Origin of the sequence: Bradyrhizobium sp. WU425, assembly GCF_021052305.1 — a bacterium.
GTDB lineage: Bacteria > Pseudomonadota > Alphaproteobacteria > Rhizobiales > Xanthobacteraceae > Bradyrhizobium > Bradyrhizobium canariense_D.
On sequence record NZ_CP088089.1, the window covers coordinates 1,806,982 to 1,819,749 of the forward strand.

At 63.4% G+C, this 12,768-nt stretch carries 16 protein-coding genes; 11 read left to right on the plus strand and 5 right to left on the minus strand.

Annotated features, from left to right (window positions below):
• The first annotated feature begins 4 nt into the window (after window positions 1-4).
• Entirely contained in the window at window positions 5-418 is a 414-nt protein-coding gene (locus tag BcanWU425_RS08635) for a VOC family protein (protein WP_204512222.1), read from the plus strand.
• Between the two features lie 96 nt (window positions 419-514).
• Here the strand turns inward: BcanWU425_RS08635 and BcanWU425_RS08640 are convergent, their stop codons facing one another.
• The 3 genes from BcanWU425_RS08640 to BcanWU425_RS08650 form a co-directional block, all read right to left on the minus strand.
• Window positions 515-868: a hypothetical protein gene (locus BcanWU425_RS08640; RefSeq protein WP_018453777.1), complete on the minus strand. Its 354-nt coding sequence runs from the start codon at window positions 866-868 to the stop codon at window positions 515-517.
• A gap of 434 nt (window positions 869-1,302) precedes the next feature.
• Window positions 1,303-1,740, minus strand: a complete 438-nt coding sequence (locus BcanWU425_RS08645) for a hypothetical protein (RefSeq protein ID WP_018453779.1) — start codon at window positions 1,738-1,740, stop codon at window positions 1,303-1,305.
• Between the two features lie 81 nt (window positions 1,741-1,821).
• Complete coding sequence (locus BcanWU425_RS08650) at window positions 1,822-2,610, minus strand: SDR family NAD(P)-dependent oxidoreductase (protein WP_018453780.1); 789 nt, start codon at window positions 2,608-2,610, stop codon at window positions 1,822-1,824.
• Between the two features lie 157 nt (window positions 2,611-2,767).
• Here BcanWU425_RS08650 and BcanWU425_RS08655 point away from each other — a divergent pair, with 157 nt between their 5' ends.
• The 5 genes from BcanWU425_RS08655 (at window position 2,768) to BcanWU425_RS08675 (ending at window position 5,539) form a co-directional block, all read left to right on the plus strand.
• Complete coding sequence (locus BcanWU425_RS08655) at window positions 2,768-3,130, plus strand: nuclear transport factor 2 family protein (protein WP_018453781.1); 363 nt, start codon at window positions 2,768-2,770, stop codon at window positions 3,128-3,130.
• 160 nt (window positions 3,131-3,290) lie between these two features.
• The gene (locus BcanWU425_RS08660) at window positions 3,291-3,695 is read left to right on the plus strand and encodes a YciI family protein (RefSeq protein WP_204512221.1); all 405 of its coding nucleotides are present in this window, start codon (window positions 3,291-3,293) and stop codon (window positions 3,693-3,695) included.
• Window positions 3,696-3,733: 38 nt separating this feature from the next.
• A complete protein-coding gene (locus BcanWU425_RS08665; RefSeq protein ID WP_085394687.1) occupies window positions 3,734-4,096 on the plus strand; it encodes a YciI family protein in 363 nt (120 codons plus the stop codon).
• Between the two features lie 96 nt (window positions 4,097-4,192).
• Window positions 4,193-4,933 (plus strand): TetR/AcrR family transcriptional regulator, encoded by a 741-nt coding sequence (locus BcanWU425_RS08670; RefSeq protein ID WP_085348908.1) that lies wholly within the window; start codon window positions 4,193-4,195, stop codon window positions 4,931-4,933.
• Window positions 4,934-5,053: 120 nt separating this feature from the next.
• Window positions 5,054-5,539: a DUF2852 domain-containing protein gene (locus BcanWU425_RS08675; RefSeq protein ID WP_007596323.1), complete on the plus strand. Its 486-nt coding sequence runs from the start codon at window positions 5,054-5,056 to the stop codon at window positions 5,537-5,539.
• 204 nt (window positions 5,540-5,743) lie between these two features.
• Here BcanWU425_RS08675 and BcanWU425_RS08680 read toward each other — a convergent pair whose 3' ends face one another.
• Window positions 5,744-6,907 carry an acyl-CoA desaturase gene (locus BcanWU425_RS08680; protein WP_018453786.1) on the minus strand — a complete coding sequence of 388 codons (1,164 nt, stop codon included), beginning with the start codon at window positions 6,905-6,907 and terminating at the stop codon, window positions 5,744-5,746.
• A 314-nt stretch (window positions 6,908-7,221) separates the two neighbouring features.
• On the opposite strand from BcanWU425_RS08680, the gene BcanWU425_RS08685 reads away from it, so the two are divergent.
• The gene (locus BcanWU425_RS08685; RefSeq protein WP_085348906.1) at window positions 7,222-7,989 is read left to right on the plus strand and encodes a serine O-acetyltransferase; all 768 of its coding nucleotides are present in this window, start codon (window positions 7,222-7,224) and stop codon (window positions 7,987-7,989) included.
• Between the two features lie 35 nt (window positions 7,990-8,024).
• Here the strand turns inward: BcanWU425_RS08685 and BcanWU425_RS08690 are convergent, their stop codons facing one another.
• Entirely contained in the window at window positions 8,025-8,543 is a 519-nt protein-coding gene (locus BcanWU425_RS08690; protein WP_018453788.1) for a DUF2231 domain-containing protein, read from the minus strand.
• Window positions 8,544-9,039: 496 nt separating this feature from the next.
• On the opposite strand from BcanWU425_RS08690, the gene tolQ reads away from it, so the two are divergent.
• Genes tolQ through tolB form a run of 4 tightly spaced genes read left to right on the plus strand, consistent with a single transcriptional unit; the run spans window position 9,040 to window position 12,603 of the window.
• On the plus strand, window positions 9,040-9,756 hold the full coding sequence (gene tolQ / locus BcanWU425_RS08695; protein WP_007596319.1) for a protein TolQ: 717 nt from the start codon (window positions 9,040-9,042) through the stop codon (window positions 9,754-9,756).
• A 43-nt stretch (window positions 9,757-9,799) separates the two neighbouring features.
• Window positions 9,800-10,249, plus strand: a complete 450-nt coding sequence (tolR, locus tag BcanWU425_RS08700; protein ID WP_018453789.1) for a protein TolR — start codon at window positions 9,800-9,802, stop codon at window positions 10,247-10,249.
• 3 nt (window positions 10,250-10,252) lie between these two features.
• Complete coding sequence (locus tag BcanWU425_RS08705; RefSeq protein ID WP_018453790.1) at window positions 10,253-11,215, plus strand: hypothetical protein; 963 nt, start codon at window positions 10,253-10,255, stop codon at window positions 11,213-11,215.
• Window positions 11,216-11,256: 41 nt separating this feature from the next.
• Window positions 11,257-12,603 carry a Tol-Pal system beta propeller repeat protein TolB gene (gene tolB, locus BcanWU425_RS08710; RefSeq protein ID WP_026232593.1) on the plus strand — a complete coding sequence of 449 codons (1,347 nt, stop codon included), beginning with the start codon at window positions 11,257-11,259 and terminating at the stop codon, window positions 12,601-12,603.
• Window positions 12,604-12,768 lie beyond the last annotated feature (165 nt).

Sequence of the window (12,768 nt, forward strand, 5' to 3'; positions counted from 1 at the left end):
AACGATGCTCAATCCCTATCTGTTCTATCAGGACACCTGCGAAGCGGCGTTCAATTATTACGCCAAGGTTCTCGGCGGCAAGATCGACGCCATGATGCGTTCTTCGGACGCACCGCCGGACATGGCTGCGGCGCCCGGCCGCGAGAAGACGATCATGCATGCGCGGATGTCGCTGCCCGACGGCAGCGTGCTGATGGCCTCCGACGCACCAAGCGAACATTTTCACAAGCCGCAGGGCTTTTCGATCTCGCTCACGGTCGCGGACCCGGCGGAGGGCGAGCGCAAGTTCAACGCGCTCGCCGATGGGGGCAACGTCACCATGCCCTTCAGCAAGACGTTCTGGGCCAAGGGTTTTGGCATGTGCGTCGACAAGTTCGGCATTCCCTGGATGGTGAACTGCCCGGCCGAGGAAATGTGACAGGCGCGATCGCCTGACGCGCTGAACGGCGATCCCCTCTCCTCTACGATGCGGGAGAGGGGCGCCCATGAGGACGTCGCGTCGACCGCGTGCCCCTCAGCGGATCGATCCGGTCACGTCATTGCTCGGTGGCTGGGAGGAGGGAACGCAGCGCGGACAGATCACGAGCTTTGTCCCGAGCTGCCTGTCATTCTCCGCTTCGATTTCGTCATGGATTGCCCACCACGCCGGGGAGTACGGGCGCAAGGTGCCGAGGACTCTCTCCCGCTCCTGATTCGGATCACTCGCCGCGGGAGCTTGGGTCGCCACGCGACGCTTGATGCCGGAGGGACGGTTCGGATCCTGACCGAGGCCGTCCCATGCGATCGGACGGCGATCCTGCGCAGGCGCGACCACGCATCCCATGAGCGTTGCGCAAAAAGTGAGCAAGACGAAGCCGTGTCGGATCATGCCGGACCCTTGGGTGTTGTATGCGACGCGCCAAGTCCGCTTACCGAAGCTTGCGTCGCACCGCTCAAATGGAACCTAAGGGAAACGCGTGGCCGACATGGCCGAATATGAATTCTGCTGTCGCACCACATTGCGAGAGCAGTGAGGCCGCTTCGTGAAATGATGCGGACCGCATCGCACAACAACTGGCGCAATATTAGGCTGTGAACTCCGGGACAGAATCGTTATTTATTCCGTCATAAATTCTAAAAACTGGGGCGGGCGGACTTGGAAGGGGAGCGACCGATGGCGGCGGCGCTGCAGATCAACTTTGCACTTTGGGGTATGCTCATCTGCGCGAGCATGGAATTGACCGAGTTGATCCAGAGTTTTTACTAGAGCTCTCGAAGCAGGTGACCGGCGCAATTTTGCCGGGCACTCGCGTCCGTCGATCATCACCGGCAGCGCGGATAGATCGCGGCGAGGTCGCGTCCCTTCAGCAGAAGCAACCGCGACGAGAGGCCGCCGCGGCGACTGATCCAGTCGCGCACCGGGCCGGGATAGGCCGCAAGCACCGCATCGGATGCTTCCGGCTCGGCGTAGAAGCGTCCGCGCCGATCGACCGAGCGCGCCGCATGGAAGCCGAGCACGGCGCGTTTTGTCACACAAATCCGCTCGCCCGGCACGATGCTCAGTACCAGTGTGCAGGCGGACAGGCAGGGACCGTCGATCACCACGCGCTCGCCGCTCTCGCGCACCTTCTCGAACAAATCGAGGAACGGCCCGACCTGTCCACCGGGCGACTGGATGATGCGGATTTCGGCCGAGGCAGGTGTGGCGGCGAGCAGCGCGGATGCGAGGATCAGGGCCCTGAGAAAGGTGACGCGCCGCATGAAGCCTCCGCGAATTCGAGTCCGTAGGATAGGCCGACGAGAAGAGGTGGTAACGCTTCGCTAGGCCAACCTACGCGGTGCCTACCCGTTCCTCCGCTCGCCGCGCAGCGTCGGCAGGCCGATGCCTGCCGCATCGAAGCCGCCATCGACGGCCAAAATTTGTCCGGTGATGTAGCTCGATCGTTCCGAGCACAGGAAGTAGATGGCTTCGGCGAGTTCCTCTTCCAGGCCGTAGCGGTTGAGCGGAATGGCGTCGTGATAATCGGCGCGGATCTCGCTGGTGTGCACCTGCTTCGCCATCGCGGTGTCGACCGGTCCCGGCGCGACCGCGTTGACGCGGATGTTGAGGGACGCGAGCTCAACCGCGAGCTGCTTGGTAAGGTGCGCGAGGCCGGCCTTGCTGGTGCCGTAGGCCGAGCGCAGCGTCGAGGCGCGCACTGCCGAGATCGAGGTGATGTTGACGATGGCGCCGCCATTGCCGTCGCGCATCAGCGGCACCGCCGCCTTGGTGCAGAGGAACGGGCCGGTGAGGTTGACCTCGAGCACGCGCCGCCAATCGGTCTCCGACGTCTCCATCAGCGGCGCGAACACGGCAACGCCGGCATTATTGACGAGCGCATCGAGCCGGCCAAACCGCTGTTCGACCGTCGTCATCGCGGCGGCAACCGCGGCTGCGTCCGAGACGTCGCAGGTCAACGCCAGCGTGGCCTCGTCCCGGCCGATCTCGGCGACCGCGCAGCCGAGCAACTCGCCCTCGATGTCGATCAACGCCACCCGCCAGCCCTCGCTCAAAAACTTCTTCGCGGTCGCAAGCCCGATGCCACGCGCGGCTCCGGTGACGAGGGCAACGCGGTGCGGGGTAGGGGGCATTGGCTGATCGGTCCTTATGAAAGATTGGGTCGCGCAAACGCGAGCCTCTTTTTACTTCGCTTTCGTCCCGACGAGGAAGGCCTTAACTCGAAGGCACGATGTCGGGACGGTCCTCGATGGATCGTCTTCCAGGGGATCATTGCCAGGGAGATCCGCAATGTCCAACCACGAGCGCCAGATTCGAGACCTTTTCGCCGCTTATCTCGGCAACGACCGGCAACGGGTCGCCGACGCGTTGGCGGACGATTTTCGCTTCACCAGCCCGTTCGACGACGATCTCGACAAGGCGGCTTATTTCGAGCGTTGCTGGAGGGACACCGGCTGGATTGCGCGGCACGACATCGAGCGGATTTTCGTCCAAGGCGACGAGGCCTTCGTCACCTATCTCTGCCTGGCGACAGATGGCAGGAGCTTTCGCAACACCGAGTTCTTCACCTTCGCCGGCGGCAAGATTCGCTGCATCGACGTCTATTTCGGCGCTGCCCGGCAGGACGGGCGTTTCCTGCCGCAGGCGCGCTAGGGCCAGCCAATAATCGCCAGAATAATTTTCGTCACCTGTCGGTTTCGTCAAGGTTCCTTCGTCTTGGAGGTGAGGGTGGGCGGCCCGGGCCGTCGCTCCCGTCCATCCGGAGTGGCGCCTCGCCGCGCAACCCGAACGAAAAAGCACGCAAGGAGTGCTCATGCGATTCATGATGCTGATGATCCCGCTCGGCTACGAGACCGCGGCGCCCGACGTTCAACTCGATCCCGAGCGGGTCGCTGCGATGATGCGCTACAACGAGGCGCTGAAGGACGCCGGCGTGCTGATCACGCTCGACGGCCTGCACCCGCCCTCGATGGGCGCGCGCGTCTCGTTTGCGGCCGGCAAGCCCATCGTGACCGATGGTCCGTTCGCCGAGGCCAAGGAGGTCCTGGGCGGCTACTGGATGATCGAGGTTGCCTCGCGTGCCGAGGCGATCGCCTGGGCCAGGCGGTGTCCGGCCGCACCGAACGAAATCATCGAGATCCGTCAGGTGCAGGAGATGAGCGACTTCCCGCCAGACGTGCAGGAGGCCGCCGCCGGTTTCGGCGACCTGAAGAAATAGCCGCAGCTTCGTCTATCCATCACCAAAGGAGAGAACCGATGAGCACCGACACCTATCTCGCCGTTTTCCTCGGCAGCAAGACCAGCTCCAAATGGACCGCATGGAATGCGATGCCCGAGGCCGAGCGCAAGGCGAAAGAGCAGGAGGGCATGGCGGCGTGGAAAGGCTGGGTCGAAAAGCACCAGGGCGCGATCGAGGCCATGGGCGGCCCGCTCGGCAAGACCAAGAAGGTCGACGGCAAGGGCATCGCCGACATCGCCAACGAGATGGGCGCCTTCACCGTGGTGCGCGCAGCGTCCCATGAAGCCGCGGCGAAGATGTTCGAGAACCACCCGCACTTCACGATCTTCCCCGGCGAACGCGTCGAGATCATGCCGGTGCTGCCGATCCCTGGCGGCTAGGATCTCGGGCCGCCTCGCCGGACCGGGAAGAATACGGGCTGATCAACCCGTCGCCGCTAGTGACCTTCACCGCCGGCTCATGTAAAGGTCGTTCACATGAGCTGGCGCAAGGAGACGCGCCGCGCCGAGCGCGGCTATCACCACGGCAATCTGAAGGAAGCCCTGTTGCAGGCCGCCCTCGGATTGATCGCCGAGAAGGGCGCGGCCGGCTTCACCTTTGCCGATGCCGCACGCATGGCCGGCGTCAGTGCGGCGGCGCCGTACCGGCATTTTCGCGACCGTGAAGAACTGCTGTCCTCGATCGCGCAGCGCGGCTTCGAGCAGTTTGAATCGCGCCTGACCGCGGCTTGGGACGACGGACGGCCCGACACCGTCACGGCGTTCGAGCGTGTCGGCAGGGCCTATCTCGCCTTCGCCCGCGAGGAGCCCGCGTTCTACAACGCGATGTTCGAATCGGGCCTCCCGGTGGATGCCAATCCGGCGCTCCAGGCGGCCAGCGAGCGTGCTTTCAACATCATTCGTGCCGCGGCGGAGCGGCTTGCCGCGCTGGCGCCGCCGGGCACGCCGCGGCCGCCGGCGATGATGATGGCGCTGCACATCTGGTCCATGGCGCATGGCGTGGCCTCGCTGTTCTCCCGCGGTGACGCCGCGCGTCGAAAGCTGCCGATGTCGCCGGACGAGCTGCTCGAAGCTGAGGTGCTGATCTATCTGCGCGGTCTCGGCTTCCCGACGGATCGCCGTCCCCCGGCGAAAAGCGCCGAGCCGCCGCCGGTGCCGCCGGAGGCATCCTCCGGTTCAGGCGTGCCGCCCGGTGGTCCCTGGGGCAAGCCGAAATAAAGTTACCCAAATAATTGCCCCGCCCTGTCAGGCGGTCGGCTTGACAAAATCGCGGGATGATCTACCTATGTAAATGTTATTTACATTCACAACGGCGCTGATGCCGTCATGGAGAGGGAAATGGCCTACACCGCTGATGTCAATCGATGGCGCGGCCCTTCGGACCAACACTACGAGCGCCCCCACATGCTCAATACGCCCTGGCATCCCGGCTGGATCGCCGTGACCATCCTCGGCTTCATCATCTGGTGGCCGATCGGACTTGCCCTTCTCTTTTTCACACTCGGGAGCAGAAGAATGTCGTGCTGGAGCAATCAGGATCGCTGGCAGAACAAGATGGAGCGGATGCAGTACAAGATGGATCGTATGCGCGGCCGCATGGAGCGCCACGGTTTCGGCTTTGGCTTCGGTCCGCCCTCGAGCGGCAACCGCGCCTTTGACGAGTACCGCACCGAGACATTGCAGCGGCTCGAGGAGGAGCAGGTCGAGTTCAAGAACTTCCTCGACCGTCTGCGTCACGCCAAGGACAAGGAAGAGTTCGACCAGTTCATGGCGCAACACAAGACACGCCCGACCCCGCCGCCGACCGACCAGCAGCAAGGTTGATCTCAAGCTTGATCTCGGGACTGACGCCTCTCAAAGCCGTCAGGCGCATGCCCCCAAAGTCCTGATGGCCCCGAGCCGCCCGCCTGCGCAACCCGCAGGCGGGCGGTTTGATTTTGGGAATGCGCGTCAGGCTGCCGCGACCGTCCGGATTGCCTTGGTTTGGAAAAGTCTTGGTCTGGAAAGTCCTGGTCCAGAGAGACTTGGTCAGCGCGCCGTGGCGAGCTGCGCGCGAACCGACTCCAGGAAGTGTTCGTAGGCATAGTCCACGATCTCGTTCAGTGATCGCGTTCGCGCAAACATCGCCTTGGCCTCGGCGAGAAACTCGTCGCGGGTCGGAATCTTCGGCAAATGCAGATGCGTCAGTGCATCGACACCTTCGTGCGCGCGACTCAGGATGTCGTGCAGCGTCGGCAGTTGCAACTGGGCCAAATCGGCTCGGCGGAGCGCCGACGAAATCGCATGCGCCAGGGTCTGCGCATCGAACCGTCCGGCAAGCTCGCGGGCCGCCCGGTTGATGACGCGTGCGCCAAGCGGCTGCTCGTTGCGCAGCACCTGCTCGGGTGGCGACTTCATGTTCCAGACGATGCCGAACCAGGACAGCACCTTCAGGATGTAATAGGTGACGTCGATTTCCCACCAGCGAAAACCCTGCCGCACGCTGCTCTGGTAGGCGTGGTGATTGTTGTGCCAGCCCTCACCGAGAGTGAACAAGGCCAGCAGCCAATTGTTGCGTGAATCATCGCCGGTCACGTACCGCTTGCGTCCATGCACGTGGGCGAGGGAATTGATGCAGAAGGTCGCGTGATAGACCAGCACGGTGCTCCACAGGAAGCCGACGACGAGACCGGACCATCCGCCAACCAGGAAGCAGAGCGCAGCCAGCGTGACGGCTGGCAGGAGTTCCAGGCGATGCAGCCACATCAACTCCGGATAGGCGGCGAAATCTCCGACTTTCACGAGGTCGGTGCCATCGTGCTCCCTGTAAAAAATCCAGCCGAGATGACTGTAGAGGAAGCCTCGATGACGCGGCGAATGCACGTCGTCTTCAGTATCGGAATGCAGATGATGATGTCGATGCTTGGCCGCCCACCACAAAACGCTTTTCTGCGCGGTGCTTTGCGCAAGCCAGGCCAGGATGAACTGAAACACTCGACCGGTCGCAAAAGCCCGATGGGAGAAATAGCGGTGGTAGCCTGCTCCGATCGCAAACATACGGACGACATAGAGTGAGGCGCAGATCGCGATGGCCTGCCAGGTAACGCCGGTCCAGATCGCAGCAATGCAGCCGAGATGGACCAGCAGGAACGGCAGGGCGGAGGGATACATGATGTCGTCGTGTTGGTCGTCAGCGGGGGCGTTGGGCGACATGTATTGGCGTGACCTTGGAGGACGGGGATTCGGGATTCGCTTCGGCAGCACTGAGGGCCGCTGTGTGCGACAATCCCGGGGATGGCGGACCACTGCGGGGCTTTGAACGAGATGCTTTGCCTGAGCAACCCGGGCCAGCGCGGCAGCACGAACCTGAGACCATAGCTACGGGCGGAACTCGGCTGCCTCCATATATATGATCCCGACTGCTTGGCATGCAAGCTCGTAGCCTCACGGGGTGCGTGGCGCGCGGGCTGCCGACGGCCTATAGCCGACAGTGAAAAGGAAGCGTCAAAATACCGCAGGCAGCAACGATGGCGGAAGCGGCGATGATGGCGAGCGAAACCCTCTGGCAGAAGATCCGCGACGAGGCGCAGCGCACCGCGGCAGCCGACGCCATATTCGGCAAGGCTCTTGTCGGACTCATCCTCGTCCATGACGATTTTACCGCCGCACTGTCCGACCTGATCGGACGCCGGCTTGGCGACAGCGAGGTCGAACGCGCGCGCTTCACGACATTTTCCCGCGACGCCTTCAATGGTCAGCCGGATCTGATCGAGGCGGCCGGCCGCGACTTGCAGGCCATCGTGCTTGGCGATCCCGCCATCAGCGGAGTGTTGGCGCCGCTGCTGCACTTGAAGGGCTACGTCGCCTTGCAGGCGTGGCGCGTCTCGAACTGGCTCTGGCATCACGACCGTGGTGACGCGGCGCTGCTGTTTCAGAACGAGGCGTCGAACGTCCTGCAGGTCAGCATTCATCCGGCGGCGAGCTTGGGATCGTCGGTGTATCTCGACCACGCCACCGGCATCGTGATCGGTGCCGATGTGGTGATCGGCGACGAGGCCACCATCCTTCAGAACGTCAGCATCGGTCGTGGCACGGAACTGCCGGCGCGCTCGCCTCGCATTGGTCGCGGCGTGTTCATCGGCTCCGGCGCGACAATTCTCGGCAACGTCAGAATCGGCGATTTTGCAAAGATCGGCGCCGACACCGTCGTGACGAGCGACGTGCCCCGGGGCTGCACCGCAATCGGCAATCCGGCGCGGCTGACCAATTGCCCAGAGCCCGCTTCCGCGGCCTGACTCGCCGTCACGTCATCAGGCGACGTGCTCCTCGTTCACGCGGCGCGGCGGCGGCTCTCGCCGCCATGACGCGGGCTGACCGGCTCCGAACTGGTCTGGCCCGGCGCGTCCAGCACCGCGACGTGATGCCGGTAGACCAACTCCCAGCCCTTCCAGCCCGTGAAAAGCAGAATGCCGACCACGACCAGGGACAGCGCCACGCCCCACGGCTTGATTGCCGCTTCCGCGCCTTGCGCGTAGCGGAGGTAGAAATTGATCAGGGCCAGCACGACGGCTACGAGATTGCCGATCATGTGATACCAGGCGTCATTGAGGCTGCGGATGCGGGCGTCGCTGAAGAAGTCGGTGAAGCCGGCCACGGCCGCAACGAGCGCCATCACAATACCGGCGCCGATCAGCCAGATCGCGGCTCTGGCCCAAAAGCCGTCACCGGTGCCGATGAAGGCGAGATCGGCGATGGGCGCGCCGACCAGGAAGGCGACGGGGAACGGGATGATCATGGGGTGGAGCGGATGATCGCCGACCGCGGCGGTCGTCTTGGGGTTGATGCTCATGGCAAAACCTCGCGAGAAGTGATTTTCCAGACAATTTTTCGGACGGAGGCTGGTTCCTCTGACCGGGATAGCGGGCTCCGCTCCTGATGCGCACGGGAAAGCGGAACTCTGCTGTCCCGGGCGCAGCGCACCGTCCCGTCGGGAACACGGCCCGCCCGCCGCGCCTCCCATCCCCCTGTGCGACCTCCCTTTCCCGCACTCAAATTCGTCTGCGGTAACCCAGCATTAACCATCGCCGGGCTCTGGTAATTGCGGACAATCGCGCGCCCAAAGCCTGAAGTCTGAGCCTTGGGGTCGGGCCCATAGTTTTGACATCTTGGCAGGGAATGCAGGCGGCCGGCTTTGGACGAGCCCTGCACCCCAGAAAGACAAGGCTTTGAGCGGGCTTGCCGGCCGCGCCGGTTCTAGCGCGGCTATTGGGGAACCGGCGGCCATTTGCTGGCCGGGACATTAGGTCGGGACATCAGGTAACGATCGCCTTGAGAGGAAACTGCTTATGAATCCGGCCGACGTGGCTCAGTCAGCCCTTCCGGTTGCCGCTTCCGCGGACGTGTCGCTGATCGCGCTGTTCTGGCAGGCTCACTGGATCGTGAAAGCGGTGATGCTGGGGCTTCTCGCCTGCTCGGTCTGGGTCTGGGCGATCGCCATCGACAAGATCTTCCTGTTTGCCCGCACCCGCCGCTCGATGGACCGTTTCGAGCAGGCTTTCTGGTCCGGCGAGTCGATCGAGGACCTCTATCGCACGCTCTCGGCCAAGCCGACACATTCCATGGCGGCCTGCTTCGTCGCCGCGATGCGCGAGTGGAAGCGTTCGTTCGAGAGCCAGGCCCGCTCGGTCGCAGGCCTTCAGATGCGCATCGACAAGGTCATGAATGTCTCGATCGCCCGCGAGGTCGAGCGGCTGGAACGCCGGCTGCTGGTGCTCGCCACCGTCGGCTCCGCAGGCCCCTTCGTCGGCCTGTTCGGCACCGTCTGGGGCATCATGTCGAGCTTCCAGTCGATCGCGGCGTCGAAAAACACCTCTTTGGCGGTGGTGGCCCCTGGCATCGCGGAGGCGCTGTTTGCGACCGCCGTCGGCCTTATCGCCGCCATTCCTGCCACTATTTTCTACAATAAGTTCACCTCCGAGGTGAACCGGCAGGCCCAGCGGCTCGAAGGCTTCGCCGATGAATTTTCAGCCATCCTGTCGCGCCAGATCGACGAGCGGGGCTGACGGACGGCATGTATAGTGTGAAGGGCAATTTGGGCACCAGACCATGGGCATGAACGTTGCGAGTTCGTCCGGAGGCGGTGGGCGCCGTGGCCGGCGCAAGCCGGTCGTGGCCGAAATCAACGTCACGCCGATGGTGGACGTGATGCTGGTGCTGCTCATCATCTTCATGGTCTCGGCGCCGATGTTGACGGTCGGCGTGCCGCTTGACCTGCCGCAGACCCAGGCCAAGAGCCTCGAAAACAACGACCAGAAGCCGATCCAGATGTCGGTGGACATCAAGGGCAAGGTGTTCATCAACGACGCCGAGATCGCGATCAACGAACTGATCCCCAAGCTGAAGGCGATCACGGACGCGCGCGGCGGGCTCGAGGAACGCATCTATTTGCGTGCCGACAAGAAGGCGGATTACGGGACGGTGGCCAAGGTCATGGGCCAGTTGTCCGGCGCAGGCTTCAAGAAGCTGGCGCTCGTCACGGAAGCGGATCAGGGGTAAACCGTGAAGGTGAAGGTCGACAAGACACTCGTTGCGTCGATTGCCCTCCACGTCCTCGTGCTGGGATGGGGGCTCGTCACCTTTAGCAGCAGGGCTTTTGTGCCGGCGGAAGAGTCGCTGCCGATCGACATCATCTCCACCGATCAACTCGCGCAGATGATGTCGGGGCAGAAGACCGGCGACAAGAAAGAGCCGAAGCCGAAGGTCGAGAAGATCGCGGAAGCCAAGCCCGAGGAAGACGCTGTCGGCAAGGTCACCGAGAAGAAAGAGCTGATCAAGACCAACTCGACGCCGGAGCCGCCGCCAAAACCCGTGGAGAAGCCGGTCGAGAAGAAGCCCGAGCCGCCCAAGCCCGTCGCTGAGGCGAAGCCCAAGGAAGAACCGAAGCCGCCGGAAAAAAAGCCTGACCCGGCCAAGGAAGATCCGATCGCCGAGCTGCAGAAAAAGCTCGAAACCAAGAAGCCGCCGCCCAAGCCGCCGGAGCAAAAGGTCGCGGCGGTGCAGCCGCAACAGCAGCTGCCGAAGCCCAAGGAGCGCAGCTTCGATCCCGCGCAGATCCAGCGCGATCTCGACAAGCGCGCCGCGACCCGGCACGAACTCGCGGGCTCGACGCTGAATGCGTCGGCCTCGCTGGGATCGACGACCGGAACGGCCGCCAACAACATTGCGACCTGGCGGGGCGCGTTCCAGGGGGCGGTGAAGCGCTGCTTCACGCCGACCTATAACGGCCAGGATGCGGATCAATACGAAGCCGACATCGACATTCCCATGAAGATCGACGGATCGCTCGCGTCCGAGCCGATCGTCGTCGCGGTGAGGGGACCGTCGCGATCGATCGCACAGGCGGTGGCGGAGAGTGCCAGACGCGCCATCGTGCAGTGTCAGGTCTATTCGTTCATGCCGAAGCAGCAATACGAGAGCTGGAAGCTCATTCCGATGACTTTCGGCCTGAAAGACATGTTGTGACATCCGAACAAAAGAATTTTGCGATGAATGACGTTCGATCGATGAACCGCCGCCGCTTCATGACCCTGACCGGATCGACGCTCGCGATGCTGGGGGGCGGACAAGCCTTGGCCCAGCAGCCGCAGGGACGGCTCCGCATCGATCCCACCGAGTTTCGGCCGATTCCGATTGCGATCACCAATTTTGTGCCGGGCTCGCCGGCCGACGGTGACGTCGGCAACGGCGTCACCCAGGTCATCACCAACAATCTGAAGCGCTCGGGCCTGTTTGCGCCGGTCGACCAGGCCGCCTTCATCGAGCGCATCAGCAACATCGACGTCGCGCCGCAGTTCGAGAACTGGAAGACCCTGAACGCGCAGGCCCTCGTCACCGGCCGCATGACGCGGCAGCCGGACGGCCGCCTCAAGGCTGAATTCCGCTTGTGGGACGTCGTCACGGGCCAGCAGCTCGCCGGCCAACAATATTTCACCTCGCCGGAATATTGGCGTCGCATCGCCCACATCATCTCCGACCAGATCTATGAGAAGCTGACCGGCGAGAAGGGCTATTTCGACAGCCGCGTGGTGTTCGTTGACGAGACCGGGCCGAAAGAGCGCCGCGTCAAGCGGCTCGCGATGATGGACCAGGACGGCGCCAATGTGCGCTATCTGACCCGCGGCTCCGACCTCGTGCTGACGCCGCGCTTCTCGCCGAACTCGCAAGAGATCACCTACATGGAATTTGGCCAGGGCGATCCGAAGGTCTACCTGTTCAACATCGAGACCGGCCAGCGCGAGATCGTCGGCAACTTCCCCGGCATGACCTTTGCGCCGAGGTTCTCGCCGGACGGCCAGCGCGTCATCATGAGTCTGCAGCAGGGCGGCAATTCCAACCTGTTCGTGATGGATCTGCGCTCGCGCTCGACCACGCGCCTCACCGACACGCCCGCGATCGACACCTCGCCTTCCTACTCCCCGGACGGCACCCGCATCTGCTTCGAGTCCGATCGCGGCGGCAGATCGCAGATCTATGTCATGGCCGCGGGCGGCGGAGCGGCGCAGCGCATCTCTTTCTCCAAGGACGACAACAACGCCACCTATTCGACGCCGGTGTGGTCGCCGCGGGGCGATTACATCGCCTTCACCAGGCAAGGTGGCGGGCAGTTTTCGATCGGCGTGATGAAGCCGGACGGCTCCGGCGAACGGCTTCTCACCTCCGGCTATCATAACGAAGGTCCGACCTTCTCGCCGAACGGCCGCGTGCTGATGTTCTTCCGCGATCCGGGCGGCAGCGGCGGGCCGTCGCTGTTCTCCGTCGACATCTCGGGGCGCAACGAGCTGAAAGTGCCGACGCCGGGCTTCGCCTCCGACCCGGCATGGTCGCCGCTCTTGTCCTCGACATCGGGCTAGCCGCCGCCCCCGGCGCGCGATGATTTGACCGCGCGCCTTTTCCGAAAACTTGGCGAGATGTTTCCCCGCGATAATTGTTCTTTAAGGTTGCACTAGGCAAACTTTTCCCATGGGTTTGTTTCTATTGATGTATTCCGACTATTGGTCATTCAAAACAACTCGACT

What these genes read in the sequence shown, in the direction of transcription:
- BcanWU425_RS08635 (WP_204512222.1), top strand. Translation starts at nt 5, where the DNA reads ATGCTCAATCCCTATCTGTTCTATCAGGACACCTGCGAAGCGGCGTTC.
- BcanWU425_RS08640 (WP_018453777.1), bottom strand. Translation starts at nt 868, where the DNA reads ATGATCCGACACGGCTTCGTCTTGCTCACTTTTTGCGCAACGCTCATG.
- BcanWU425_RS08645 (WP_018453779.1), bottom strand. Translation starts at nt 1,740, where the DNA reads ATGCGGCGCGTCACCTTTCTCAGGGCCCTGATCCTCGCATCCGCGCTG.
- BcanWU425_RS08650 (WP_018453780.1), bottom strand. Translation starts at nt 2,610, where the DNA reads ATGCCCCCTACCCCGCACCGCGTTGCCCTCGTCACCGGAGCCGCGCGT.
- BcanWU425_RS08655 (WP_018453781.1), top strand. Translation starts at nt 2,768, where the DNA reads ATGTCCAACCACGAGCGCCAGATTCGAGACCTTTTCGCCGCTTATCTC.
- BcanWU425_RS08660 (WP_204512221.1), top strand. Translation starts at nt 3,291, where the DNA reads ATGCGATTCATGATGCTGATGATCCCGCTCGGCTACGAGACCGCGGCG.
- BcanWU425_RS08665 (WP_085394687.1), top strand. Translation starts at nt 3,734, where the DNA reads ATGAGCACCGACACCTATCTCGCCGTTTTCCTCGGCAGCAAGACCAGC.
- BcanWU425_RS08670 (WP_085348908.1), top strand. Translation starts at nt 4,193, where the DNA reads ATGAGCTGGCGCAAGGAGACGCGCCGCGCCGAGCGCGGCTATCACCAC.
- BcanWU425_RS08675 (WP_007596323.1), top strand. Translation starts at nt 5,054, where the DNA reads ATGGCCTACACCGCTGATGTCAATCGATGGCGCGGCCCTTCGGACCAA.
- BcanWU425_RS08680 (WP_018453786.1), bottom strand. Translation starts at nt 6,907, where the DNA reads ATGTCGCCCAACGCCCCCGCTGACGACCAACACGACGACATCATGTAT.
- BcanWU425_RS08685 (WP_085348906.1), top strand. Translation starts at nt 7,222, where the DNA reads ATGGCGGAAGCGGCGATGATGGCGAGCGAAACCCTCTGGCAGAAGATC.
- BcanWU425_RS08690 (WP_018453788.1), bottom strand. Translation starts at nt 8,543, where the DNA reads ATGAGCATCAACCCCAAGACGACCGCCGCGGTCGGCGATCATCCGCTC.
- tolQ (WP_007596319.1), top strand. Translation starts at nt 9,040, where the DNA reads ATGAATCCGGCCGACGTGGCTCAGTCAGCCCTTCCGGTTGCCGCTTCC.
- tolR (WP_018453789.1), top strand. Translation starts at nt 9,800, where the DNA reads ATGGGCATGAACGTTGCGAGTTCGTCCGGAGGCGGTGGGCGCCGTGGC.
- tolB (WP_026232593.1), top strand. Translation starts at nt 11,257, where the DNA reads ATGAACCGCCGCCGCTTCATGACCCTGACCGGATCGACGCTCGCGATG.